The 22,716-nt window shown below is 69.6% G+C and carries 26 protein-coding genes; 9 read left to right on the top strand and 17 right to left on the bottom strand.

The features are described from left to right. Positions 1 to 7 precede the first annotated feature (7 nt). A complete protein-coding gene (locus tag ACGFH9_RS05645; protein ID WP_393215789.1) occupies positions 8 to 4,402 on the top strand; it encodes a hypothetical protein in 4,395 nt (1,464 codons plus the stop codon). A gap of 163 nt (positions 4,403 to 4,565) precedes the next feature. Here ACGFH9_RS05645 and ACGFH9_RS05640 read toward each other — a convergent pair whose 3' ends face one another. After that, positions 4,566 to 5,726 (bottom strand): IS701 family transposase, encoded by a 1,161-nt coding sequence (locus ACGFH9_RS05640; protein ID WP_393215986.1) that lies wholly within the window; start codon positions 5,724 to 5,726, stop codon positions 4,566 to 4,568. 234 nt (positions 5,727 to 5,960) lie between these two features. Here ACGFH9_RS05640 and ACGFH9_RS05635 point away from each other — a divergent pair, with 234 nt between their 5' ends. After that, entirely contained in the window at positions 5,961 to 6,374 is a 414-nt protein-coding gene (locus ACGFH9_RS05635) for a RidA family protein (RefSeq protein ID WP_393215786.1), read from the top strand. Position 6,375: 1 nt separating this feature from the next. Then, positions 6,376 to 7,272 carry a GNAT family N-acetyltransferase gene (locus ACGFH9_RS05630; RefSeq protein WP_393215784.1) on the top strand — a complete coding sequence of 299 codons (897 nt, stop codon included), beginning with the start codon at positions 6,376 to 6,378 and terminating at the stop codon, positions 7,270 to 7,272. On the opposite strand, the gene ACGFH9_RS05625 is transcribed toward ACGFH9_RS05630, so the two are convergent. Together ACGFH9_RS05625 and ACGFH9_RS05620 are read right to left on the bottom strand one after the other, a co-directional pair. Further along, positions 7,273 to 7,533 (bottom strand): flavin reductase, encoded by a 261-nt coding sequence (locus tag ACGFH9_RS05625; RefSeq protein ID WP_393215781.1) that lies wholly within the window; start codon positions 7,531 to 7,533, stop codon positions 7,273 to 7,275. Beyond that, complete coding sequence (locus ACGFH9_RS05620; protein ID WP_393215778.1) at positions 7,530 to 7,784, bottom strand: hypothetical protein; 255 nt, start codon at positions 7,782 to 7,784, stop codon at positions 7,530 to 7,532. Before ACGFH9_RS05620 ends, ACGFH9_RS05625 begins: the two co-directional genes overlap by 4 nt. A gap of 195 nt (positions 7,785 to 7,979) precedes the next feature. On the opposite strand from ACGFH9_RS05620, the gene ACGFH9_RS05615 reads away from it, so the two are divergent. Both ACGFH9_RS05615 and ACGFH9_RS05610 read left to right on the top strand, forming a co-directional pair. Then, the gene (locus ACGFH9_RS05615; RefSeq protein WP_393215775.1) at positions 7,980 to 8,726 is read left to right on the top strand and encodes a Scr1 family TA system antitoxin-like transcriptional regulator; all 747 of its coding nucleotides are present in this window, start codon (positions 7,980 to 7,982) and stop codon (positions 8,724 to 8,726) included. Next, positions 8,723 to 8,911: a DUF397 domain-containing protein gene (locus ACGFH9_RS05610; RefSeq protein WP_393215983.1), complete on the top strand. Its 189-nt coding sequence runs from the start codon at positions 8,723 to 8,725 to the stop codon at positions 8,909 to 8,911. The genes ACGFH9_RS05615 and ACGFH9_RS05610 overlap by 4 nt, the downstream gene beginning before the upstream one ends. 258 nt (positions 8,912 to 9,169) lie before the next feature. Here ACGFH9_RS05610 and ACGFH9_RS05605 read toward each other — a convergent pair whose 3' ends face one another. Beyond that, entirely contained in the window at positions 9,170 to 9,685 is a 516-nt protein-coding gene (locus tag ACGFH9_RS05605; RefSeq protein ID WP_393215772.1) for an O-acetyl-ADP-ribose deacetylase, read from the bottom strand. A gap of 1 nt (position 9,686) precedes the next feature. Continuing rightward, positions 9,687 to 10,478, bottom strand: a complete 792-nt coding sequence (locus tag ACGFH9_RS05600; protein WP_393215769.1) for an EI24 domain-containing protein — start codon at positions 10,476 to 10,478, stop codon at positions 9,687 to 9,689. Positions 10,479 to 10,546: 68 nt separating this feature from the next. Between ACGFH9_RS05600 and ACGFH9_RS05595 the strand changes: the two genes are divergently transcribed. Beyond that, a complete protein-coding gene (locus tag ACGFH9_RS05595) occupies positions 10,547 to 11,551 on the top strand; it encodes a helix-turn-helix transcriptional regulator (RefSeq protein ID WP_393215766.1) in 1,005 nt (334 codons plus the stop codon). Here ACGFH9_RS05595 and ACGFH9_RS05590 read toward each other — a convergent pair. From ACGFH9_RS05590 to ACGFH9_RS05565, 6 genes are all read right to left on the bottom strand, one after another. Beyond that, positions 11,535 to 12,449 carry an SDR family oxidoreductase gene (locus ACGFH9_RS05590; protein ID WP_393215763.1) on the bottom strand — a complete coding sequence of 305 codons (915 nt, stop codon included), beginning with the start codon at positions 12,447 to 12,449 and terminating at the stop codon, positions 11,535 to 11,537. The two genes, ACGFH9_RS05595 and ACGFH9_RS05590, sit on opposite strands and share 17 nt — an antisense overlap. Before the next feature lie 46 nt (positions 12,450 to 12,495). Continuing rightward, on the bottom strand, positions 12,496 to 13,233 hold the full coding sequence (locus ACGFH9_RS05585) for an alanyl-tRNA editing protein (protein WP_354972269.1): 738 nt from the start codon (positions 13,231 to 13,233) through the stop codon (positions 12,496 to 12,498). An 11-nt stretch (positions 13,234 to 13,244) separates the two neighbouring features. Beyond that, positions 13,245 to 14,132 (bottom strand): alpha/beta fold hydrolase, encoded by an 888-nt coding sequence (locus ACGFH9_RS05580; RefSeq protein ID WP_393215760.1) that lies wholly within the window; start codon positions 14,130 to 14,132, stop codon positions 13,245 to 13,247. Next, a complete protein-coding gene (locus ACGFH9_RS05575) occupies positions 14,129 to 14,443 on the bottom strand; it encodes a DUF2516 family protein (RefSeq protein WP_234582317.1) in 315 nt (104 codons plus the stop codon). Before ACGFH9_RS05575 ends, ACGFH9_RS05580 begins: the two co-directional genes overlap by 4 nt. Before the next feature lie 71 nt (positions 14,444 to 14,514). After that, positions 14,515 to 15,246, bottom strand: coding sequence for a hypothetical protein (locus ACGFH9_RS05570; protein WP_393215757.1), 732 nt, complete (start codon positions 15,244 to 15,246; stop codon positions 14,515 to 14,517). Continuing rightward, a complete protein-coding gene (locus ACGFH9_RS05565) occupies positions 15,243 to 15,869 on the bottom strand; it encodes a helix-turn-helix domain-containing protein (RefSeq protein ID WP_393215754.1) in 627 nt (208 codons plus the stop codon). Before ACGFH9_RS05565 ends, ACGFH9_RS05570 begins: the two co-directional genes overlap by 4 nt. Positions 15,870 to 15,982: 113 nt before the next feature. On the opposite strand from ACGFH9_RS05565, the gene ACGFH9_RS05560 reads away from it, so the two are divergent. After that, positions 15,983 to 16,780: an alpha/beta hydrolase gene (locus ACGFH9_RS05560; protein ID WP_355242636.1), complete on the top strand. Its 798-nt coding sequence runs from the start codon at positions 15,983 to 15,985 to the stop codon at positions 16,778 to 16,780. A gap of 384 nt (positions 16,781 to 17,164) precedes the next feature. Here ACGFH9_RS05560 and ACGFH9_RS05555 read toward each other — a convergent pair whose 3' ends face one another. The 4 genes from ACGFH9_RS05555 to ACGFH9_RS05540 all read right to left on the bottom strand — a co-directional run bounded on the left by ACGFH9_RS05555 (position 17,165) and on the right by ACGFH9_RS05540 (position 20,607). Continuing rightward, positions 17,165 to 18,124, bottom strand: a complete 960-nt coding sequence (locus tag ACGFH9_RS05555; RefSeq protein ID WP_393215750.1) for an asparaginase — start codon at positions 18,122 to 18,124, stop codon at positions 17,165 to 17,167. A 94-nt stretch (positions 18,125 to 18,218) separates the two neighbouring features. Further along, the gene (locus tag ACGFH9_RS05550; RefSeq protein WP_393215747.1) at positions 18,219 to 19,046 is read right to left on the bottom strand and encodes a 3-keto-5-aminohexanoate cleavage protein; all 828 of its coding nucleotides are present in this window, start codon (positions 19,044 to 19,046) and stop codon (positions 18,219 to 18,221) included. Between the two features lie 23 nt (positions 19,047 to 19,069). Beyond that, positions 19,070 to 20,182: a YgfZ/GcvT domain-containing protein gene (locus ACGFH9_RS05545; RefSeq protein ID WP_393215744.1), complete on the bottom strand. Its 1,113-nt coding sequence runs from the start codon at positions 20,180 to 20,182 to the stop codon at positions 19,070 to 19,072. Next, complete coding sequence (locus ACGFH9_RS05540; protein WP_393215741.1) at positions 20,179 to 20,607, bottom strand: Fur family transcriptional regulator; 429 nt, start codon at positions 20,605 to 20,607, stop codon at positions 20,179 to 20,181. Before ACGFH9_RS05540 ends, ACGFH9_RS05545 begins: the two co-directional genes overlap by 4 nt. A 69-nt stretch (positions 20,608 to 20,676) precedes the next feature. On the opposite strand from ACGFH9_RS05540, the gene ACGFH9_RS05535 reads away from it, so the two are divergent. After that, on the top strand, positions 20,677 to 21,558 hold the full coding sequence (locus ACGFH9_RS05535; protein WP_393215738.1) for an aminotransferase class IV: 882 nt from the start codon (positions 20,677 to 20,679) through the stop codon (positions 21,556 to 21,558). A 3-nt stretch (positions 21,559 to 21,561) separates the two neighbouring features. Here ACGFH9_RS05535 and ACGFH9_RS05530 read toward each other — a convergent pair whose 3' ends face one another. Next, positions 21,562 to 22,152 (bottom strand): FABP family protein, encoded by a 591-nt coding sequence (locus ACGFH9_RS05530; protein ID WP_393215736.1) that lies wholly within the window; start codon positions 22,150 to 22,152, stop codon positions 21,562 to 21,564. A 58-nt stretch (positions 22,153 to 22,210) separates the two neighbouring features. Next, positions 22,211 to 22,315: a small membrane protein MtfM gene (gene mtfM / locus ACGFH9_RS05525; RefSeq protein WP_030327764.1), complete on the bottom strand. Its 105-nt coding sequence runs from the start codon at positions 22,313 to 22,315 to the stop codon at positions 22,211 to 22,213. Between the two features lie 12 nt (positions 22,316 to 22,327). On the opposite strand from mtfM, the gene ACGFH9_RS05520 reads away from it, so the two are divergent. After that, positions 22,328 to 22,702: a DsrE family protein gene (locus ACGFH9_RS05520; RefSeq protein WP_007465736.1), complete on the top strand. Its 375-nt coding sequence runs from the start codon at positions 22,328 to 22,330 to the stop codon at positions 22,700 to 22,702. Positions 22,703 to 22,716: the final 14 nt, after the last annotated feature.

Genomic DNA, 22,716 nt, shown 5'->3' with positions numbered 1-22,716 from the left:
TTCCCACATGCTCTGCGTCGAGGATGCCGTCACCTGGGTGCCCTCGGGCCGATGGATCAGCCTCTTCGGCCCGGTGCCGGTCGCGGTGCTTGACGCGCCGCGGGTCTCCGGGTTCCATCTGGCACACATCGAAGTGGCCCGCATTGGCGCTGACGTCGTCGCCAAGATTCTCCGCAATGAGCCGGTGGGCGTGCTCGCGGCGATGGTGCACGTTCCGGCTGGAGTCGCGCCCAGCTTGGAAGCCGCACAGACCAGTGCTGACCAATTAGGCCTGCCGACCCTCGTACGTGCGCCCCGGCTGCTGGGTCTAAGCGATTCGCGAGTCGTGCCGTTCCACGCCTATGGCGAGGTCGGTGCCGCGCTCGTCATGCCTGCCGAGCACCTGGCGAGCCTGCTCTACCGGCGCACCGAGAAGTGGGCGCGCGAGCAGCTCGGTTCGTACGATCCCGCTGTTGCTGACCCACTGCGTTATCCGCCCAAGATGACTGACATCGAGCCGGCCGGGCATATCGCCAGGGGAAAGCCGGAGGAGTATGCGGCAGCCCTACGCAGACGCACCGCGTGGCTGACCGAATTGGTGCGGCAGTATGACGCCGCCCTCATCCCACCCGGTCCGCGCCAACCCGGGTCCAGCCGTCAAATCGTCGGCGCACGCCTGGACTCGCGCGGTCCGCTCCATCCTGTGCAGGAGCGCGACGATCGGGGCACCCATCCCGCCGAACCGGAGGCCGTCCGACTGGTCGCGGTGGGCACCATGCACGTGGTCGTCCGACAGGTCACCACCGGTGGCCGTCGCCAGTTCGTCCTGGTCAGCGACCAGGAGTGGGCCGAGCTCGCCGGCCGGGGCCTGGTCCCACCGGGTAGAGCGCCCACCCTCATGGTGCATTCAGTCACGGGTGGGGATGTCCGCGTTCCGGTGCGGTACGCGGACGGCACCGAAGGGACGGCCAGTCTCGAGGCGCCGGACCTGGCCATGATAATGAAGACTGTCGAACCGGACGCCGACTCGTGGGTCTTCGCCTCCTGCGCCGCTGGAGCAGATGATGGTGGGTTCGCGGCCAGGTTGGCCGATGCCTTGGAAGATCGGGCTGTGCTCGCCCCGCAGGGTGATGTGTCGGTCGGCGCGAACATCCCCGGTGGACTCTCGACATGGCAGGGGACGAGCTGGCGCCTCTTCGTCCCCGGGGAAAGCAGCGGCGAGGACTGGGATGTTGTCAACGATCCGGAGGGTGACGGCCGACCCTTCGACGGAATCACCGCATTGTCCGACGAATCAAACTCCGGACTCCGGCTGGGTCTCCAACAGTTCAAGTACGCGCTGGACTTTTCCTTGGCGGGCATCCACGCTGGAACAAGTGATCCGAAGACCTTCAACACCAGTTCACTCAGGTGCTTCAGGATTTCCCACGGCGGGAGCATCATCCCCTCCTTGATTTTTCCGGGCCCAGCCGACGGGCCCACTGACTTCCTCTGGGATCTGCGCCCAGCGACTGGAAACACCGAAGAAGCGTCTCCCCCGATAGCCGATAAAACGCGATTTGTCATTACCGGTCCGCAAGATACCCGGATAGGAATACCCTGCCCCTGGGGAGACGATAAGATTTATATTGTTAAATCGGTAATCGAGCATCAGCACGCCTTGGTCCAGGTGTCGTTTGCAGCAGACCGTGCTTCACACTCCTCCTACAGGAACGTCTGGATAAACGCCGCCTCGCTGGCACAAATTGTCAAGCAGGACAGTAACTTTATGGCCGCGTACTCGCGGGGTGTCCGGTCGATACTCCTCCAAGGACCCGCGTCGCGTCGGTTCGCATCCGATTTCCGCAAGGCACTGGTCGGCCGCAACAACCTCGATATTGCCGTGTACTTTCCAACTCAACCTCTAACCTTTCACTCCGACGGCCCATATCGCCGAGCGGAAGTATCTAAACAGGGTTACTGGGACGTCCTGAGCACGACAATGCCGATCTCTTACTTCCAATCGGTCGTCGCCGAGCTGGCCCAGACGTCAGCCATCGGCAACTGGGGCTACCCGGAGCCGCAGGCGATCGGCCCGAACGGCATCTCCGTAACCGATCGGTATCGCGCCCACAAGGCCGTCCGACAAGCCATACGTTTGTCGTTCGACCGGAGCAAAGGGGTACTCAATGTCGACAACCTTTTGACATATGCCGATGAACAGAGGCTAGTCGAGAAGAATCTCATCCTCCGAGCCGCAATAGCGCACCTATTGGCTGACCGGTCGACCCCGCTCCGCGCCCTCTACGCCGTGGACCTCAACAAGGACCGGCTACCCATGCCGGCTGCCATTGTGCGGATCCTGGGGGAACGCCTCGAGCGAAGCGATTCTGGGAAACCCCGTAAGCAAGAAGAAAATTTCACGCTAACGCTTCCGGTGAAAGCTCGACGCAATCCTCTCCCCATGGAGTCAGAAGCGGCAATTCCTTTGAGCCCGTTCTGGCCCAACCCGAAACTCAAGCCAGGGGAGATAAAGCTCAGCGACCAGTTTGCCTGGTGGCAGATTGATCGAATGGCCCGCTGGCTAGCCGCCAAGATCGCTGAAGGCGGAAGTCTTATTGTCCAAATCTCCACCGCTGGCGGACCTGGAAGTTCCGCTTTTCGAACCTCTCTTCAATTAACGCAACGGGTGCGGGAGTATCTGGAATACTTTTTCGATTTACCCGGCGCGGAACAAATTGACAGGCAGCTACGCATAGATTACACCCCAAAGGACTCGGTACGCGAGGGCACCACCGTCCTATCCGTTGTAGACCGCCGGCCAGCCCCTCCCGCACCTGCATTTCCGCCCAGCGCAGTGCTGCGGGTCCCCGAGAATGCTCGGTGCCTTCTCACTGCGATCGCCATCGCGATGATGCCACCGTCAGACCACCTACGCCTCCTGGAAGGAGGAGATTACACGAACAGCGAATCAGCAGCCGCTCGCCTGAAAGAGGTTTTTGAGAGGCGCGTCGAATCGGTTGACAGCGACGAGATGTCGAGCACCTTGCAACACGTGCTCAGGAATACAGAACGCGCGCGGAACGCACCCGGCGGCGCGGATGCGTACCTCGCCTCAGCCGACGACATCGACGCCTTGAAGGCTGCTGTCGCAAAGTGGGACGACAACTGGACAGGTGAGTTCGGTGAGGCATTCGTGCACCTCGTATCCCACATACTACGAATGCCGATCAGGATTCACGACATGGACCATCCCGAAGGCAGGGCCATTGTCCCGTTCGGACCGGCCACGCTTTCCGAGGTGTCGGTCTGGCGTGAAAGTGACACACATTACGATGCCTGGGCTCCGCATATTTCGCTGAGCGGGCCGCCGATGCTGCTGACCCCTGCCATAACCGCTGACGGCAACGTGTACGCCATCTCCTCGCGGAAAATTTCCGCACCGCAGTCACTGATGAGCGACCTCATCGATGCGTCTGGCACCGAGCTCCCGGTTATCCTCCTGGCGGACCCAGGCATCGCCGGGGCCGCAAACGGTGCGGACATTGCCGAACTGAACGTCCTGCTCGAACAGTTTGCCCAATGCGCCCTGCGACCCGTCGTGGTCACCCGTAGCCGCCCTAGTCTCAAGTTGCTTGACATGGCAGCGACGTACGGCCTCGCAGTGCTACATCCGGTGTGGGACAAGTCCAGCAACTCCGGGAAAAATGACAAACTTCAGTTCGAGCCGCAGTGGCAGGCCACCAGGCGCGGGCTGCGCGGAGGGCCCGAGCTAGCCAGTACCCCCGGCAGCCCCTGGCGAAGGATTGACCAAGCCGTCCTTCAGGCGGTCGCGGGGTTGGCTCGACCAGAGGCGGCGATCAACCCGGTTGACAGTGGGCTCCGCCACATGATTTGGGCCCCGACTATCGCCGAGTCACAGGAAGCATTTGCAAAATTGCGGCGAAGGTGGTCCTCGAAGCACCTGATCACCGCCCAGGCCCAGATCGAACAGATGATCGGACGGATCAATGGGCAATCTCGGCTGGGCATCTTCGCGTCTGTGCTGGAGGTCGGCGCCCTCGGGGACTCCAAGACCGTCTTCGACTATGCTGCCGCTGCCCGGGAAGAACGGCCTGAAAAGCTGATGACGGCGGTGACCCAGATTAGGGAGGTCGAACATCCGGGCTCGTCGGCAGCAAACGGCCTGACGTCCGCCGCACTGGAACGTATGGTCACCGCAGTGGACGACACCGACTCCTTCTCGCTGTCGGTGCTTCGGTTGATTAGAGATATCGAAGCAGGCCACCTGGACAAGGCCGAAGCTTTTATCGTCGCCAACCGGCGCAAACTCTCTTGGGACGAGAGGGATAAATGGCTGGTCGCGATAGCAGACCTTTCCAAGAAGCGGCCACACCTCCGATCGCTCGGGGACGCCATCTATGACTGTGGGCCGGCCCTCTAGGCGGTTGCGTCATCGTGTCGCGGACAGCGGCACGATCCGTCACGCAGGTGCACCTGGTGGAGTTGGAGTCTTCTCTGATAGTGGGCTGTTTTGGCGCGGTACTGGTGTCGGCGTCGCCATCGTGACCATCGATGCATGTGATCGAAGGGTCGGGCGGTGGCGATCAGGTATGCCAGGAGACGTCGGACCTCGCCGAGGGTGAAAGGAATGAGGCCATCATCGGACTCAGCGCCCCCTTTTTGGCCTGCGCGGCGGTGACGGCGAGGTAGGCGTGGGCGCACAGAACGAGTGTTATGTGGCGGTACCAGGCGTCGTACCGGCGAACCTGGTAGTGGTCCAGGCCGACCTCGGTCTTGGCGGTTTGGAAGCATTCCTCGATCACCCATCGGGTTCCGGCGATGCGGATCAGGTCCTCGTCCTGGGTGCCTACGGGGCCGAAGCAGAGGTAGTAGGCCAGGTCGGTGGGGTTGGTGATGCTGCGGCGGATCAGCAGCCAGTGGCCGTATCCGTCGACGGTGCCGGGCAGGGATGCCACGGCCCAGTCGTAGAGTCGTGGCCCTTTGGCGCCATCGCCGCAGCTGCGCCGCTTCCATGCCAGGGCCGGCGCGTTCGCGGCGAGGACGTCCGGGCGGGAGTTGCCCGCTGCGGTCGGGACCCGCTGGTTGCGAGGCACGGCAAGCACATAGCCCATCTGGTGCTGCTGCAACCAGGTGCGGAACTTCGAGTCCTGCCCGTATGCCTCGTCGGCGGTGACCCACCTCGCCGGCAGGCCGGCGATGATGGCGCGTTCGAGCATCCGCACGCCCAGTGCCGGTTTCGTGGCGAACCCGACGCTGGCGGCGATGCCGGCTTCCTCGCGGCGGGCGGGGTCATCGCACCAGCCACGGGGTGGATACAACTCACGGTCGACCAGCGTGCGCCCGACCGGGCTGGCATAGGCCAGGAACACCCCGAGCTGGCAGTTCTCCGTCCGCCCCGCTGTGCCCGAGTACTGACGCTGCACCCCGGCGGACTTGATGCCCTTCTTCAGGAAGCCGGTCTCGTCGACGATCAAGACCCCGTCGTCGTCACCGAGATGCTCGGAGACGTAGGCGAACAGGTCATCGCGGACCGCGTCCGGATCCCACGCGGACCGGTTGAGCAGCCGTTGCATCCGATCCGGAGTGGTGTCACCGGCGGCCTCGGCCAAGGTCCAAAGGTTCTTGCTGACCAGCGGTGACAGCAGCCCGACCAGGTAGGTCAGCGCCTGCCGGGGCGGCTCCGCACGCCCGAACCGGTGCGCGAACCGCGCCAGCAGATCATCCAGACCCGCCCGCCAGCCCACGATCTCATCGATCAACACAAGCACGGGAGCCTGCCCGCGCTGCGACCGACCACAACAGACAGACAGTGCGATCAACTGAGCCATCGCACGAATAGTATCGACATAAGTAGCTGCGCTACCTGTGCGGCTCGGACGGGTGCCATGCCCGTGAACTGCTAAAACTCGGGATCAACCAAGTGCGGCTGGAGTACTAATGCGTCGCGCCGGTGCGGGATCGTCGTTAGCCTCGCCGGCATGCCGGATCCTGTCGCGCTGCTGCACGTGCCCGCCCTCTCCGACGTCGCCGAGTACGCGTACGCGGCGACCGTCGAACCGCCCGCCCGGCTGGTGTTCACCGCCGGCGCGTGTCCGCTGGACGCCGAGGGTCGTACCGTCGCGGCGGGCGACCACGCCGCGCAGGCCCGGCAGGTGATGGCGAACCTGAAGACCGCCCTCGGGGCGGCCGGCGCGCGGCTCACCGACGTCGTCAAGACCACCGTGTACGTGGCATCGTCACGGCAGGCGGACCTGGTGACCGTCTGGGAGGTGGTCCGGGACTTCTTCGGCGACCACGACCCGCCCAGCACCCTGCTGGGCGTGGCCGTGCTCGGCTACACCGACCAGCTCGTCGAGGTCGAGGCCGTCGCCGCCGTACGGACGGGGGCCTGACATGCGCATCCGCGAAGCCCGGCCGGACGACGCGGCAGCCGTGGTGGCGCTGCGGGCGATCGTCCACCCGTACCTGGTGCGCGGGGTCGAGTCGACCCACAAGATGCTGGCCGATCCGCCACCGAACGAGGGCTGGATCGCGTTGGTGGCCGAGGTCGACGGCCAGGTGGTCGGCTGGACGTCCGCCGAGCCCAACACCTCGACGTCGGTACCGGGCTTCGGCGACGTCAGCACCCTGCACGTACACCCCGACCACCGCCGCCGGGGCATCGGGACGGCACTGCTGACCGCCGCGACCGACCACCTCCGCCCGCTCGGGGTGCGCCGCGTCCGCACCATGGCCACGGCGGACTCGCTACCGTTCGCCCGCCGGCACGGCTTCGAGCCCAGCCGCGAGGTGCGCTACTCCGCGCTGGACCTGACCCCGCCGCCCGCGCTGCCCGAGCCACCTGCGGGCGTACGGCTGCGGCCGATCGCCGAGCTGGACCCGCACCTGCTCTACGCGGCCGACGTCGCCTCGGCCGTCGACGAACCCGGTGACGTACCCGTCGACGCGGTCACCTTCGAGAGCTGGCGGTACGACGTCTGGGACAACGTCGGACTGGACAAGGTCGCCAGCACCGCCGCCGAGGTCGACGGCGACGTGGCCGCGTTCAGCCTGGTCAAGCGGGACGGTGACCGGATGTGGTCGGACTACACCTGCTCGGTCCCGGCGTACCGGGGTCGCGGGCTCGCCCGACTTGCCAAGACGGCGGCGCTGCACCGGGCCGCTGCGACCGGCGTACGGATCGCATACACCTCGAACGACGAGTCCAACGCGCCGATGCTGGCGATCAACGCCCGGCTGGGCTACCGACCGGTGGCGTCGCAGTGGACCTGCCTGGCCGACCTGACCTGATCAGTCGGCTTCGCTACGCGGGCGCGTCCATTCCAGGAACCGCGCGACGTACACCGCCGGGTCCGGCCGCAGGCCCAGCTTCAGCGCGTCCACGAACGCCTCCCGCGTGAGCGTGGTCAACATGAGCAGCATCCCGACCCGGTCGCCGTGCCAACGGGACAGCAGCGACAGCCGCGCCGCCGAACACGGCCAGTGGGCGCCGCAGCGGGTACAGCGCCAGTGCGGCAGGCCGGCGTGATGCGGGCGCGGGCGCGGGCTCATCCGGCGCACGCGGGCTGGCGCGTGTCCAGTAGCTGCACGCCTTCGCGCCGCACGTAAAACTCACGCCGGGCGACCGCGTCACCACGCGCGCCCAGCTCGTACGCGTCGAGCCACACCCACCCGTCGTACGTGTCCCACTCCAACTCGCGGATGACCCGCACGGTGATCGGGCGCAGGAACTGCACGCTCGCGGTGGCCGACAGGCGTAGCAGGTCGCCGGCCCGGAATGACGGTCCTGGTGCTGCGGGCATGTCTCCCCCTCCGGCGGTCTGAGAGGGGCCGTCCCTGAGTGCTCGCCCACGGAACGGCCCCGGGCCGACACCGCCGCCGGGCTACACCTCCACCAGCAGTGCCGCTCACCTGAAGGCTTCCAACCGTTGCCGGATGAACACACAGCGTTGCATTATGTACTTCGGACGTTCGGGACAGAAGAGGGCAGACCCGGGATGAATCGAGCCGTGATGGCCGCGATGAATGAGGCTGGGGAGACTGCCGAGAGCCTCGCAGGCCAGGTAGGCGTGGACCCGAAGACTGCCGCGCGATGGGCGAGCCACGGACGAGTCCCACAGACGCGGCATCGCGCCCAGGTCGCCGCGATACTCGGCAAGGACATTGACGAGTTGTGGCCGGACGTCCTGAAGCGTCGTGAGCCAGCATGGTTTCGGGCGTGGACCGACATCGAACGTGAGGCGGTGGGCCTGCGGTGCTACGAGTCGTCCGTCATCCCCGGGCTACTTCAGACCGAGGCATATGCCCGCGCCGTCATCACGAGCGGGCCACTTAGCGCTGATGCCGGGGTTTACGTAGAGACGCGTCTACGGCGGCAGGAGGCAGTCTTCGATCGGCCTCGCCCGCCGATGACGGTCTTTGTCATCGACGAAGCGGCATTACGCCGTGGCCCTGCCGACCTGATGAGCGCACAGATCGACCACCTGGCAGCGATGGCGCAGCGGCCGAACGTGATGGTGCACGTGATCCCGCTCGGTGCTGGGCTGCACCCCGGCCAGGCCGGGCCCTTCGTCCTTGCCGCGACAACGGACGGTGAGACGGTCGGCTATCTCGACGACCAGGCGGCCGGGCGCATCACTAATGACGTTGCTCCGCTGTGGGCGGTCTCGGATACCGTGAGGTCGGTAGCGCTTCCGCGTGACCAGACCGTCGAATTCCTGAGAGCGCGAGCATGGATGACCTGACCGGCGCCCATTGGCGCAAGAGCACCCGCAGCAGCTCTAACGGCGGCAACTGTGTCGAGGTCGCCGACAACCTTCCGGGTGTCGTCGCGGTTCGCGACTCGAAGGACCGCGCTGGCGGCACCCTCCAGTTCGACCGGCACACCTGGCGGGGCTTCGTCGACATGGTGAAGACCGCCGTCCTCTGAGCCACCACATCACGAAGACCCTCGGTGAACCCGGGGGTCTTTCGCTGTGCCTGACGGCGATGCCAACTGTGGTCGCACCGCAACGACGAGATCTTGGACAGTTTCCGTCATCTGCTGACGGAAACTGTCCAAGATCTGCGGGAGGACCGACCGGACCGGTCGGACCAGCGGTGATCACTTGATGGTGACCAGTTCGGGGCCACCCACGGGAACTGGTGAGCATCAAGTAATCAAGGCACGAGGCCTAATGCACGAGGCCTACGCCGCCTCGAAGACCTCGCGGGCCGTTGTGTGCGTGTCCGCGCCGAAGAGCACCAGACGGGCCTCGGTGACCGTGGCCGGCGTGGCCGAGCGGAGCACCGAAAGGGCCTGGCGGACGGCGCCGTCGACCGGCCACCCGTAGATCCCGGCGGAGATCAGCGGAAACGCCACGGTGGACGCGCCCAGCTCGTCGGCCACCCGCAGGCTGTTGGCGTAACAGTCGCGCAGCAGTCCCGAGCGGTCCTCGGCGGCCGAGAAGACCGGGCCGACCGTGTGGATGACCCAGCGGGCCGGCAGGTTACCGGCGGTGGTCGCCACCGCCTGCCCGGTGCGCAGCCCCTTGCCGTACTGGGACGCGCGCAGCGCCCGGCACTCGGCCAGGATGGCTGGCCCGCCGCGTCGGTGGATCGCGCCGTCCACCCCGCCGCCGCCGAGCAGGGACGAGTTCGCGGCGTTCACGACGGCGTCGACCTGCTGGCCGGTGATGTCCCCCTCGATCAGGGTGATCTCCACGTCAGCTCTCCTCGATCGTCTGGCCCAACGAGCGGCGGGCCAGCAGGGTCGCGCCGGCGACGGCGGCCGGCATGACCAGCACCGCGCCGAGTGGGATGAGGAAGCACAGGAAGACCGCCACACCGAAACCGAGGGCCATGGGCCGGTCCGCCTTGAGGATGTTCCGGCGTTGCGGCAGCCGCATCCCGCGTCGGTAGAAGGGTGCGCCGACCAGCTCGACGGCGAGGAACCAGCCACCCACCGCCGCCCCGATCACCGGTACGACCGTCTGGCCGACCACGGGGATGAAGCCGGCGAGGAAGAGTGGGATGCCGACCAGCACAGTGAGGGCCACCAGGCGTACGGAGTCGGCGAGGCTGCGGCGCAGCGACGACCAGAACGGCACGTCCACCGCGTCCGGGGTGCCGCCGAGCCGCTCCTCCACCTTCTCGGAGATCTTCTCGTAGAAGGGGTCACCGATGACCAGGGTCACCGCGGTGAAGCTGATGACCGCGAGCAGGCCGCCGAGCCCCAGGAAGGCCAGCCCGGCGATCACCCGGACCAGGCTACGGCCGGTGCTCGACCAGTCGTCGGCGAACGGGGTGACCAGCGCGGCGAGATCGTCCACGAAGTACACGAGGGTGGCGTACACGGCCACGAACAGCACGCCGGAGATCAGCGCCGGCACGATGCCGAGCAGCATCAGCTTCGGGCTGCGGACGTAGAGGCCCAGCCCGCGCAGGAGCAACCTGACCCCGAGGAGGAAGCGTCCGACGGCCCCGGTCACCGGGTTGGCGATTCTGCTGGCGTCCACGATCGAGCAGCCTAACGACAGGTGATCGAATCCGCCGGACGGCGAGCGGCACCGGGCAGGATGGGCGGGTGCGCGCGTCCCGACTGATCTCACTGTTGCTGCTGTTGCAGGCGCGCGGCTCGATGACTGCCGGCGAGCTGGCGCGGGAGCTGGAGGTCTCCGAGCGGACCGTCTACCGGGACGTGCTGGCGTTGTCCGCCGCCGGGGTGCCGGTGTACTCCGACCGGGGTCGGGCCGGCGGGTACCGCCTGCTCGGGGGCTACCGGACCCGGTTGACCGGGCTGACCCGCGACGAGGCGGAAGCGCTCTTCCTGGCCGGTCTGCCCGGCCCGGCCGGCGACATGGGACTCGCCGACGCGGTCGCCGCCGCCGAGCTGAAGCTGCTCGCCGCACTGCCACCGGCCCTGCGCGACGCGCCCGTCCGCGCGGGACAGCGGTTCCACCTCGATGTGCCGGGGTGGTTCCGGGAGACGCCACCACCGCCGTGGCTGGCCGAGTTGGCGCGGGCGGTCTGGGGCGACCGGGTGGTGCGGTTGCGCTACCGACGCGGCGACAACGAGGTGACCCGGCGGGTGCAGCCGTACGGGCTCGTGCTCAAGAGCGCGACCTGGTATCTGGTCGGCCGGGTCGGCGACGACATGCGCACCTACCGGGTGGACCGGGTGACCGGCGTCGAGGTCGGCGAGGAGTCCTTCGCGCGCAACGAGGGCTTCGACCTGGCCGGGCACTGGCGCGAGCAGGCCGGGTCGTTCCTGCGGACGATGCTGCGAGCCGAGGTCACCGTCCGGTTCAGCCCCGCCGGCCTGCGCCGGCTCCGGCACATGGTCGACGCCCCTCAGGTGTACGACGAGGTGGTCGCCGCCGTCAGCGAACCGGACGGGCAGGGCTGGGTGGTGGCGCGACTGCCCGTGGAATCGGTCGAAGTCGCGTACACCCAGTTGCTGGCGCTGGGCCCCGAGGTGGAGGCGCTCGACCCGCCGGAGCTGCGCGGACGCATGGCGGACGCGGCGCGCCGGGCCGCCGCACGATACGACGACCCGGCCGTGGTGGACGGCGTCAGCGGTAGCCGGTGACGTCGGCCGGCTTGCCGGCGTCGACGACCTCGCTGATGTAGCGGAACGCCTCCGGCTGGCTGCCGTCGACGTCGGTGAAGCCGTACACCTTCGACAGCGTGCCGGCGTCGACGGACCGGCCGCTCCAGCGGGCCCGGTCCTCGTCGGCGGCGAGCGCGGCCACCGCGCGGCCGACGAAGGCCGGGGTTTCCGAGATGAGGAAGTGCGGGTCGGTGGCGGCACCGTCGCGCCAGGTCGCCTCGGTCACGCCGAAGTGCTCCAACATCGCCTCGGAGCGGATCCAGCCGGGAGTGAGCGCCACCGCCGTGCAGCCGTGCGGCCTCAGCTCGTGCGCCTGGCTGAAGGCGAGCCGGTTGACCGAGGTCTTGGCCAGGTCGTAGAAGACCGAGAGGCGATAGTTCTCGTCGTTGTACGCCTTCGTGCCGTCGCCGATCTCGACGACCAGGCCACCGGGCTTACGGATCAGCAGCGGCAGCGCGAAGTGGCTGGTGATGATGTGCGTGTCCACGGCCAGCCGCAGGGTGCGGAAACCCTTGTCGAGAGGCTGCTCCCAGACCGGCTTGTCCCAGGTGACGAGCGGGTCGCCGCCCCAGATGTCGTTGACCAGCACGTCGAGACCGCCCTGCTCGGCGTCGATCCGGGCGACCAGGTCGCGGACCTGCTCCGGTACGAGGTGGTCGACCTGCACGGCGATGCCGGTGCCACCGGCCGCGGTGACCAGCTCGGCCGTCTCCTCGATGGTCTCCGGTCGGTCCATCTCCGAACGGCCGGCGCGGCTGCTGCGACCGGTGGCGTACACGGTGGCGCCGGCGGCACCCAACTGGACCGCGATCTGTCGTCCGGCGCCCCGTGTGGCTCCGGCGACGAGCGCGACCTTTCCTGCGAGCGGTGGTGTCATGCCTGCGAGGCTGCCAGCGATACCTGACAGCCGCCGTCCGAATTTGTCAATCCACCAGTCTGACGCGGACCCGCCGGTTGGCCCGGCCCTTGCTCTCCACCTTGACCACCTGCACCTTGCCGATCTGGGCGGTGGACGCGACGTGGGTGCCACCGTCGGCCTGGACGTCCAGACCGACGATGTCCACGATCCGCACCTCCTGCTCGTCGGGCGGGATGAGGTTGGACTGGGTGCGGATGATGTCCGGCAGGGCGAGCGCCTCGGTACGCGGCAGCACCCGGGTGGCGACCGAGCGGTCGGCGGCCACCTCGGCGTTGACCAGCTCCTCGATGCGGGCCTTGAAGTCCGGCGGCACCTCGGGGAGGTTGAAGTCCATCCTGGCCTCGCCCGGTTCCATCGAGTTGCCGGTCACGAGCGCGCCGAAGTCGCGGAACACCACACCGCAGAGCACGTGCAGCCCGGAGTGCGTACGCATCAGACGGGTGCGGCGCTCGTCCTCCACCGCGCCGACGACCTCGGTGCCGACCGGCGGCAACGGGTCGCCCTCGGCGGGGATCAGGTACGGGTCGTCGCCCTTGCGCGTGCCGACGATCCGGGTCTGCACGCCCTGCCAGAGCAGCACCCCGTGGTCCGGTGGTTGGCCGCCGCCGCCCGGGTAGAACGCCGAGCGGTCGAGCACGATGCCCTGCTCCGGGTCGGCGTGCAGGACCGTGCAGGTCCACTCGCGCAGGGTCGGGTCGGCGAGATCCAGCCGGTGTGTCCGGCCATGTTGTGTGACGCCCATGACAGGGCACGTTACTCGTTGAGAAAGCCGGAAATGCGCCCCCGCAGGTCGGCGCGTTCCGACCAGAGAACGCCCGGTCGGTCGTACACGTGCAGAGTGGCCTGGGGCAACGCGGCCGCGAGCTGCTCGGCGACCTCGACCGGGTGCAGGTCGTCGCCCGCGCAGCCGATCACCAGAGCCGGCGCGGTGACCGCCGCCAGGGCGGTCGCGTCGGTCAGCGGCACCTGCCCCGCCAGGGTGGCCAGGTCGTCGGCCAGGCCGTCGCGGAGCAGCTGGTCGAGCCGCTGCCGCAGGTACGCCCATCCGGCCGGCGTGTTGCGGACCGCCGCCGGCAGTTCCAGCGAGACGACATCGGCGACGGCGGAGGCGTCACCGCTCCCGACGGCCTCCAACAGCGCGTTGACACGTTCCCAGGCGACCGGAGCACGCAGCTCGTCGAGCACCGCCGGCAGGAAGAACACCAGCTTCTCGAAGCGCTCCGGGCTCTCGGCGAGCAGACGGCAGAGTGCGCCTGCGCCGAGGCTCGCTCCGAACGCCCGGCTGGCGCCGCCGAGATCGGCGATGGCCCGCAGATCGCGGGCCAGGTCGAGGTAGGTCCACGGGCCGGCCGGCGACTCCGAGCGACCGTGCCCCCGGAACTGGAAGAACAGCCGACGACCGGCGACCCCGCTGCCGAACGGTCGCGTGGTGGCGATCCCGTTGCCCAGCCCGTGGGCAAAGACTGTCACCCGATCACCGACGCCGGTGACCAGGCGCTCTAGCTGCACGCCGTGCGGAGTGGCGACCAGCTCGGTCTCCGGGTCCGGGATCGCGGGGCGGCCGGTGCGCGGCCCGCCTGGGCCCGGACCCCAGGTACGGGGACCGCTGTCCGGAGGAGGAGGCCAGCGAAAACCTCTCACCAGAACCCTTTGCCGTCGCTGAGATCGCGGAGACCGACCCGCACGTCGAGCAGGTAGATGAGCGCGGCGGCGATGCCGATCAGTCCGAAGAGGCTGATCGGACCACGGCTGAGCAGGATCAGCACGAGGCAGACCGCCAGAATGGCGATCCAGCCGCCCTTGGGAAGCGTCCCGATGGCGGAGAAGGCGTCGGAGCGCTGCGTGATGGCATGCACCAACGCGACACCCTGAATGATCAACGCGAAGACGAGCAGAATCAGCTCGATCACGTAGCGGACTTCGAACGCGAAGATCGGCGCGGCGGTGGCCATGCCGGCAAGTTTATGTCGGCGACCCCGACTACGTCCGTCAAGGACGCCGTCGGGATCGCCGACAGGACGAACTACTCGGCCGTCGGGCGGCTCTGCTTGGTGGCCCGGGGCAGCTTGGCCGACGGGGTCGCGGCCGGCTTCACGGCCTTCGCCCGAGTGGCCTTCTTGACGGCGGCCAACTTGGCCTCGGCGATCTCGGCGACCTCGGCCGGGCTCGGCACCTCCGCCGGGGCCGTCGTCGCGGCCTGGGTCGTCGCGGCCTGGGTCGTCGCCTCGGTGGCCTCGATGTCCGCGTTGACCGTCTCGGCGGCCTCGAGGACGCCGGCGCCGACGACCCGTTCACCACGAGCCACCAGCGCGCCGTACGCGGCGAACGCCCGCTCCTGGGCCGCCTGCGCCGCGGTCACCACCACGGCCGCGTTGCGGGTGGCGGCGGCACGCAGCTTGTCCATGTCGGCGACCTCGCGCAGCTTGGCCAGGTCGGCGACCTCGCGCAGCTTGGCCAGGTCGGCCGAATCGCGCAGCTTGGCCAGGTCCAGCTCGGCCTGCGCGCGGTCGCGCAGCGTGCCGGCGGTCTCGTTGGCCGTACGCAGGGTCTCGTTGGCCGTACGCAGGGTCTCGGTGGCCTTCTGACGCAGTTCGAAGCCGGTCAGCACCGCCCGGCCACCCAGGTCGGCGACGACCCGGGTGCCGTGCATACCGACGGCGGCGGGCAGCTTGCGGAGCTGCTCGAGAGCCAGCTCGGCCGCACCGGCGGCGGCGTAGATCGGAGCGGGGATGCGGTTGGTCTTCGGCTCGGTCATGACGTCTCCTCCTCGGCCGTCTCGGCGGCCTTCTTCTTGTCGGGGGTGCTGCTCGGGGCGGGTGCGAGCTTTTCGGGGGTGCTGCTCGGGGCGGGTGCGGGGCCTGCCTCGGTGACGGCGACCGACTCGAGCACGGCCTCGGTCGGGGTGCCGCCCGCGGTGGTGGGACCGGTCGCTGCCAGGTTGGCCACGTCGGCGGGCGCGTCGGCGACGTCGGTCGGGGTGGTGGCCTCGGTCGCGCCCTGGGTGGGCGTCCCGGTCGCGGCCTGGGCCTCGGACAGTCGGGCGTTCTCCCGGCGGAACGTCTCGTAGATCTGGCTGAGCGACTGCTTCTGGGCCATCGTCAGGTCGGGGTCCACCGCGATGGCGGCGAGCACGCCGTGGCCTTCCTTGTCGTCGAGCAGCCCGGCCCGCAGGTACATCGCCGGAGTCGACACCCGCAGCGCGCTGGCCAGCTGCTGGAGTACCTCGGCGCTGGGCTTGCGCAGACCGCGCTCGATCTGACTGAGGTACGGGTTGCTGACCCCCGCCTGCTCGGCAAGCTGGCGCAGGGAGATCTTGGCGTTGCGGCGCAGATCGCGGATGAACCCGCCAACGTCGGGAAGGTCCTTTGGTGTCGCCATGCCGCCGACGCTAGACCGATCCGCTAACTCCTGCAAGCAAAACGCTTGCCAGAGTTAGCAAGGTCTCAGCGTCCCGCTTGCGTGCCGCCCCGCCCGGTCCGTACGGTCCGGTGGTGCACAAGATCACAGTCAATGGAGCAGTCATCGCGTACGACGAGGCCGGCAGCGGTTCGCCCGTCGTCCTGCTGCACGCCGGCATCGCGGACCGGCGGATGTGGCGGGACGTCCTGCCCGCGCTCGCCACCCGACACCGGGTGATCGTCCCTGACCTGCGCGGATACGGGGACTCGGAGCTACCGCCGACGCCGTTCGCGCACCACGACGACGTGGCCGGCCTGTTGGACGCCCTCGACCTGCCCCAGGCCGCCCTGGTCGGCTGCTCCTTTGGTGGATCGGTCGCCGTCGACACCGCCCTGGCCCACCCGGACCGGGTGAGCGCGCTCGCCCTGTTCGACACCGCGGTCTCCGGCAACGAGTGGTCCGAGGAGGCCAACGACCTCTGGGACGACCTGGTCGGCGAGGTCGACCCGGACGACTTCGTCGCGGGCGCGGCCGGCGAGGTGCGTTTCTGGGTGGTCGGCCCGGCCCGTCAGCCGGCCGACGTCGACGCCGACCTGCTGGCGTTGGCACAGGAGATGGACCAGCGCGCCCTGGCCGCGGAACTGGCACTCGGCGCGGTGGAGGTGGGCGAGCTGACGCCTCCGGCGATCGGACGTCTCGGCGAACTGAAGATCCCCGTCCTGGTCGCCGCCGGCGCGGCGGACGTGCCGGACATCCGCCGGCTCGCCGACCGGATCGCCGCCGAGGCCCCCAACGCGGTACGACTGCCGGACGTGCCGGACGCCGCACACCTGCTGCCGCTGGAGCGTCCGGAGCCGGTCAACGCGGCCCTGCTCGACTTCCTGCCCTGAGCAACCCGCACCCCGGCGCTGCCGCGCTCGGGCTCGGGCTCGGGCTCGGGCTGCGGCACTCGGGCCCACGCTCGAACGAGCCATATACCTCAGAGTCATACATATGACTCTGAGGTATAGCGGTCATCGACGAGGTGCCACCGGCAGCGCCCAGGCCCGCACACCCGCCGGGGCCACTGCATCACCCCGTTGATCATGAAGTTGTTGCCATCCGCGACGGCGTGTCGTGGCAATAACTTCATGATCACGGGCGAGGTCGCCCTGACGGCCGGGGCCCGGCTGCGGGGCGGGGCGGGGCGGCGGGCGGGCGGGCGGGCGGGGGGCGGGCGGGGGGCGGGCGGGGGGCGGGCGGGGGACGGGCGGGGGCGGGCGGGGCGGGGCGGTTCACCAGAGCGGGCGGACGGCTCCGACTGGGACGCCGCCGCCGAAGAGCGGCACCTCGGCGTACTCGGTCAGCACAGGAGCCTCCACGCAGAGCCGCCGCAGGGCCGAGACCAGCACCGGCATCCGGGCCCGGTCGGCCCCGTCGTCGATCTTGAGAGCGACCGCGCCGACGCCCGGCAGTCCGACCGCGAACACGCCCTCGGCACCGACCTTGGCCAGCAGGCCCGGAACGCCGCGCATCAGCCGGGTGTCGTCGGCCTGGGTGCCCCCCACGATCTCCGGGTGGGCGCGCATCGCGTCGGCGACCCGGCGCGGCGCCGAGCCGGGCTCGGCATCGACCAGCCGGAGGTACGCCCCGGCCAGGCCGGTCAGCGACACCGCGAGCACGGGAGCGCCGCAGCCGTCCACCCCCACCGCCGCCGCCGGCTCACCGGTGAACTCCTCGATTGCGGCCCGCAGCCCCTGCTGCAACGGGTGCTCCGGCCGCCAGTAGCCGTCGTGCGGCCAGCCGGCGGCCGAACAGGTCAGCAGCATCCCGCTGTGCTTGCCGGAGCAGTTCATCTGTAGCCGGTTCGGTCCGCCGCCGGAGCGCAGCACCGCTTCCCGGGCCGCCGCCCCGGCCGGCAGGTCGGGCGGGCAGTGCAGCGCTGAGGCGTCCAGCCCGGCCCGGTCGAGCAGCGCGCCGACCCGAGCCAGGTGGAAGTCCTCCCCCGCGTGGCTCGCCGAGACCAACGCCAGGTCGGCCGGCTCGGTGAGCGGCAGTCCGGCGCGGAGCATCCCGATCGTCTGCATCGGCTTGCTGGCCGAGCGCGGGAAGATCGGCGCGGTCACGTCCCCGGCGGCGGCCAGCGGCGCCCCGGTCGCGTCCAGCACCACCACCGAGCCGCGGTGCCCGCCCTCCACGAACCCGGACCGGACCACCTCGGCGAGCGGTACGCCGCCCTCGTACGTCTTTCCCACGTGCTGGACGGTACCCAGGAGGCTGGACCGTCCGCCGGCGGGGTGACCAGGCCGTCCACCGCCCGAGTGACAGGAGCGCGGGACGCCCCCGCCCTTACAGGCCGAGCAGCGCGCGGGCCTCGGTCGTGGTCAGCGGCGGCCGCTGCGCGAGCTGGGCGAAGCCGACCGCGCGGGCGACCAACTGCATGTTGGACTCGACCGGGCGGCCCTTGGCGTACGTCACCGTGTCCTCCATACCGACCCGCAGGTGTCCGCCGGTCGACAACGAGGCCAGCAGCACCGGAATCGTGCTGCGACCGATGCCGGTGGCCGAGAACGTGGTGCCCTCGGGCAGGTCCCGCAGCATCCGGTGTGCGGCGACGAGCGTCTCGGTGGTGCCTGGCATGCCGCCCGGCACACCCATCACGAAATCCACGTGCACGTGCCCACCGGCCGGAAGCCCGTACCTGCCGAGCAGCCGCTGCAACGCGGACAGGTGGCCGAGGTCGAAGATCTCGTACTCCGGCACGATCCCGCGCTCCTGCATCCGGGTGTGCAGGTCGACGATGAACTCCCAGCGGTTGAGGAAGACGTCGTCACCGAAGTTGACAGTGCCCATCGTGCAGGAGGCCATGTCGGGGCGAGCGTCGAGCACGGCGAGCCGGGACGCCTCCGGGTCGGTCACCGCGCCGCCGGAGGAGAGCTGCACGATCAGGTCGGTGCTCTCCCGCAGCGCCGCCACCGTCTCGGCCAGGCGGGCCAGGTCGAGGGTCGGCCGGGCCTCGTCGTCGCGGATGTGGACGTGGATCACGGCCGCGCCGAGCGCCTCGCACTCCTTGGCGGTGCGCAGCAGCTCGTCCAGCGTCACCGGCAGCGCCGGCACCTCCGCCTTGACCGACTCCGCGCCGGTCGGGGCCACCGTGATCAACGTCCCTGTCGTCATGCCGGCGATCCTAGACGTGCCGGTCAGGACGGGTCGATCGCCGCCGCGCTCTCGCCGATCATCAGCGCGGCGTCGTCGGGGACGTTCCGCTTCAGCACCGCGAGGGCGACCTGGCCCAGCTCGTGGTGCAGCACCGCGGTGCCCACGAAGCCCACCGCTCGGCCGTCGAGGGTCACCGGCGTACCGGCGGTCGGCGGCTGGTCGGTGGTCACCCCGTCGAGGTGCAGCAGCACCAGGCGACGCGGCGGCCGGCCCAGGTTGTGCACCCGGGCGACCGTCTCCTGACCCCGGTAGCAGCCCTTGTCCAGGTGCACGGCCGGACCGATCAGGTCCACCTCGGCCGGGATGGTCCGGTGGTCGGTGTCCACCCCGACCCGGGGCTGCCGGGCGGCCACCCGGATCGCCTCGTACGCCCACAGGCCGGCGACCGGCACGCCCGCGCCGCGCAACTCGGCGACCACCTGCTCCATCGCCGAGCGGGGCACCAGCAGGTCGACCCCGAGGGGGCCACGTCGCGCCCAGCCGCCGATCGGCAGCGGTCGGACGTCGTACCGGATGCCCGCCCGAGGCGGCACGGCGCCGGCGGCGAACTTCGGACCCGGCACCGGGACCAGGTCCGGTGCGGCCAGCCCGGTCACGCCCAGCGTGCCCAGGGCCTCCGTCGCCGCCGGTCCGACCAGCGACAGCAGCGCCCGTTCGGCGGTGGCGTCGCGGGGCTCGACCTTGCTGAAGAACCGCATCTTCTCCAGGTACGACAGCAGGCCATCCGTCGCCCCCGGATCGGTGTCCAGCCAGGTGGTCTCGCCGTCCTCGGCGACCAGGGCGTGCTGCTCGACATGCCCGTGCGGGGAGAGCACCAGCAGCTCGGTGCCCTCACCGGCGGACAGCGTCGACAGGTGCTGCGAGGTGATCGTGTGCAGCCAACCGGCACGCTCCTCGCCGGGCACCGCGATGATCCCCCGGTGTGACCTGTCGACAAGACCGACCTCGGTGTCCAGCACACGCTGCTCGCGCAGCGGATCGCCGTAGTGGGCCGCGACGCCCCGTACGCCCGCCGCGACGTGCGCAGGGTCCGGCTGGTCCCGACTGGCCTCGTCGATGCTCTCGACGGCCACCGCACCCGCGATGTCGATCATTTGTGGTCCCCGTTCTCGCAACGGCCGCAGACTCCGAAGAGTGACACGTGCCCGATGTCCACCCGGAATCCCCGCTGCGCCTCCAACTGCTCGGCGAGCGGACGGAGCAGATCCGGATCGATCTCGTCGATCGCGCCGCACTCCCGACAGACCAGGTGGACGTGTTGGTGCTCACCCGCCGCGTGGTAGGTCGGCGAACCGTGCGAGAGGTGCGTGTGCGTCACCAGGCCGAGCCGTTCCAGCAGCTCCAGCGTGCGGTAGATGGTGGTGATGTTGACCCCGGCCGCGACCTCCCGGACGGCGGCGTGCACCCGCTCCGGGGTGGCGTGGCCCAGATCGAGCACCGCCTGCAGGACGAGCTGCCGTTGGGCCGTCAGCCGCAGCCCACGGGCCCGGAGCATTTCCGCGAGGGAGGATTCGGACACCGTCCGATCATAGTTCGGCAATCGCGCCGACCCCCTGCGCGCCGCCGACCGCCGCTACGCTCGACGGTCATGGTGACGTCGCCCGTTGGTAATGTCCCGGCCACGCCGAGCACACGGATCGCCGTGCTGGGGCGCGGCCCGATCCCGGCGGACGAACCCGTTCTCCGCGGCGACGACCTGGGCGTCCTGCGCGGCGACGGGCTCTTCGAGTCGATGCACCTGCGCCACGGGCGGCCGTGGCTGCGCGACGAGCACCTGGCTCGGCTGGTCACGGCGGCAGCGGCCGTCGACCTGGAGCTACCTCCGACCGACGCGCTCACCGATCTGCTCGACTCGGTGCTCGCCGACTGGCCGGCGGAGGTGGAGGGCGCGTTGCGTCTGGTCTGCACCCGGGGCTCGGAGGCCGGCGGTCCGCCGACCGTCTACGCCACGCTGAGCGCGGTGCCGGAGTCGTCACTGACGGCCCGTCGGATCGGGATAACCGTGGCCATCCTGCCGCTGGGCGTGCCCGCCGACGCACGTACCGGCTTGGACTGGCTGCCGGCAGGCATCAAATCCACCTCGTACGCGGTCAACAGCGCCGCCCGCCGCTGGGCTCGACGGGCTGGGGTGGACGACGTGCTCTGGGTCTCGTCGGACGGGTACGCCCTGGAGGGGCCGATCGCCAACGTGGTGTGGCTCACCGGCGACACGATCTGCACGGTGCCCGCCGCCACCACCGGCATCCTGCCCGGCACGACCGCCGCCTGGCTGCTCGCCCACGCGCACGAACTGGGCCTCGACGGAGCCGAGCGGATGGTGACGCCCGAGGAGCTGCACGCCGCCGACGGCGTCTGGTTCAGCTCCTCGGTACGCGGACTCGTCGAGGTGCGGATGCTGGACGGGGTACGCCGGGACCGCTGCCCGCGTACCCCTGCCCTGCACGAACTGCTGGGTTTCCCCGTCGACTGAGCGTCAGCCGCCGACCCGGACGAGCCGCGCCGAGAGGTGCGGGCTGAGCGGGTGACCCAGCGCGGCCATCTCCTGGGCGTAGAGCAACGCGCCCTCGACGATGCCGAAGAGACGGTGGCCTCCGGTGACCTCCTTGGCGGTCGCCGTCCGCACCACCGCGTCGGTGGTGAACTCGACCTGGGTGCCGGTGCGCTTACCGAGGTGCAGCTCCATCACACCGGTCGGAGCCGTCAGCAGGGCCTCCAACTCGTCGGTGGCCCGGCCGTCCACCAGCACCGGCCGCCACCAGCCGACCTCACGCCCGGCCGGGCGGACGGGCCGGCTCTGCTCGTCGAGGATCCAGGCCCGCGACTCGTAGTGCAGGAACGGCCGGCCGTCGTGGCTGATCCGGATCTCCTGCGCGTAGTCGAAGTCCTCGATGGTGGGAAAGCCACCCTTGCCCCGACCGCGCCACAGACCGATGTACGGCAGCAGGCCGTCCAGCGCGGGGTGCAGCTTCGGGCCGACGCGCAGGTCGTAGCTCTCCTCGTACGGGTACTCGTCGACCGGAGGCGCGTTCAGCCACGGCGGTTGCAGCGGATTCTCGTCGCTCACGCGGAGCCACCTTTCGTTCGCGACTGCGGGGCTCGCAAACCCGGCTCACTCCTCGCGCTCACCAGCGTCCCCTCGAAATGCGTACTGCCAGGTAGACCAGGCCACCGGCGAGTCCGCCCAGGCCGGCGACCAGCAGGCTGACGAACCCGATCTCGGTAACCATCCCGACCATCCTATGCTGGGCCTCATGGCCCGCTCTCTCGTCGTCAAGGTCACCGCCGGGGCGGACGCCCCGGAGCGCTGCGCCCAGGCATTCACGGTCGCCGCCACGGCGGTCGCGGCCGGCGTGGACGTCTCGCTCTGGCTGACCGGGGAGTCGACCTGGTTCGCGCTGCCCGGCCGCGCCCAGGAATTCGAGCTGCCGCACTCCGCACCGCTGGCCGAGCTGCTACACGTCATCCTGACCAGCGGTCGGGTGACCGCCTGCACCCAGTGCGCGGCCCGCCGGGAGATCGGCCCGGACGACGTACTGCCCGGCGTGCGGATCGCGGGCGCCGCCGTGTTCGTCGAGGAGGCGTTGGCCGAGGGCGCACAGGCGCTCGTGTACTGATCCTTGACTCAGCC

Source organism: Micromonospora sp. NPDC049102 (assembly GCF_043197485.1).
GTDB lineage: Bacteria > Actinomycetota > Actinomycetes > Mycobacteriales > Micromonosporaceae > Micromonospora.
Note: the sequence above shows the minus strand (reverse complement) of the source record. Positions and strands in the feature narration are given on the sequence as shown.

Coding starts and splice junctions, on each gene's coding strand:
- ACGFH9_RS05635 (WP_393215786.1), top strand. CDS start 5,961: ATGCCGGATCCTGTCGCGCTGCTGCACGTGCCCGCCCTCTCCGACGTC.
- ACGFH9_RS05575 (WP_234582317.1), bottom strand. CDS start 14,443: ATGGCCACCGCCGCGCCGATCTTCGCGTTCGAAGTCCGCTACGTGATC.
- ACGFH9_RS05615 (WP_393215775.1), top strand. CDS start 7,980: ATGAATCGAGCCGTGATGGCCGCGATGAATGAGGCTGGGGAGACTGCC.
- ACGFH9_RS05520 (WP_007465736.1), top strand. CDS start 22,328: ATGCTGGGCCTCATGGCCCGCTCTCTCGTCGTCAAGGTCACCGCCGGG.
- ACGFH9_RS05565 (WP_393215754.1), bottom strand. CDS start 15,869: ATGGCGACACCAAAGGACCTTCCCGACGTTGGCGGGTTCATCCGCGAT.
- ACGFH9_RS05620 (WP_393215778.1), bottom strand. CDS start 7,784: ATGCCCGCAGCACCAGGACCGTCATTCCGGGCCGGCGACCTGCTACGC.
- ACGFH9_RS05545 (WP_393215744.1), bottom strand. CDS start 20,182: ATGATCGACATCGCGGGTGCGGTGGCCGTCGAGAGCATCGACGAGGCC.
- ACGFH9_RS05585 (WP_354972269.1), bottom strand. CDS start 13,233: ATGGGCGTCACACAACATGGCCGGACACACCGGCTGGATCTCGCCGAC.
- ACGFH9_RS05625 (WP_393215781.1), bottom strand. CDS start 7,533: ATGAGCCCGCGCCCGCGCCCGCATCACGCCGGCCTGCCGCACTGGCGC.
- ACGFH9_RS05590 (WP_393215763.1), bottom strand. CDS start 12,449: ATGACACCACCGCTCGCAGGAAAGGTCGCGCTCGTCGCCGGAGCCACA.
- ACGFH9_RS05630 (WP_393215784.1), top strand. CDS start 6,376: ATGCGCATCCGCGAAGCCCGGCCGGACGACGCGGCAGCCGTGGTGGCG.
- mtfM (WP_030327764.1), bottom strand. CDS start 22,315: ATGGTTACCGAGATCGGGTTCGTCAGCCTGCTGGTCGCCGGCCTGGGC.
- ACGFH9_RS05570 (WP_393215757.1), bottom strand. CDS start 15,246: ATGACCGAGCCGAAGACCAACCGCATCCCCGCTCCGATCTACGCCGCC.
- ACGFH9_RS05535 (WP_393215738.1), top strand. CDS start 20,677: ATGGTGACGTCGCCCGTTGGTAATGTCCCGGCCACGCCGAGCACACGG.
- ACGFH9_RS05550 (WP_393215747.1), bottom strand. CDS start 19,046: ATGACGACAGGGACGTTGATCACGGTGGCCCCGACCGGCGCGGAGTCG.
- ACGFH9_RS05645 (WP_393215789.1), top strand. CDS start 8: ATGCTCTGCGTCGAGGATGCCGTCACCTGGGTGCCCTCGGGCCGATGG.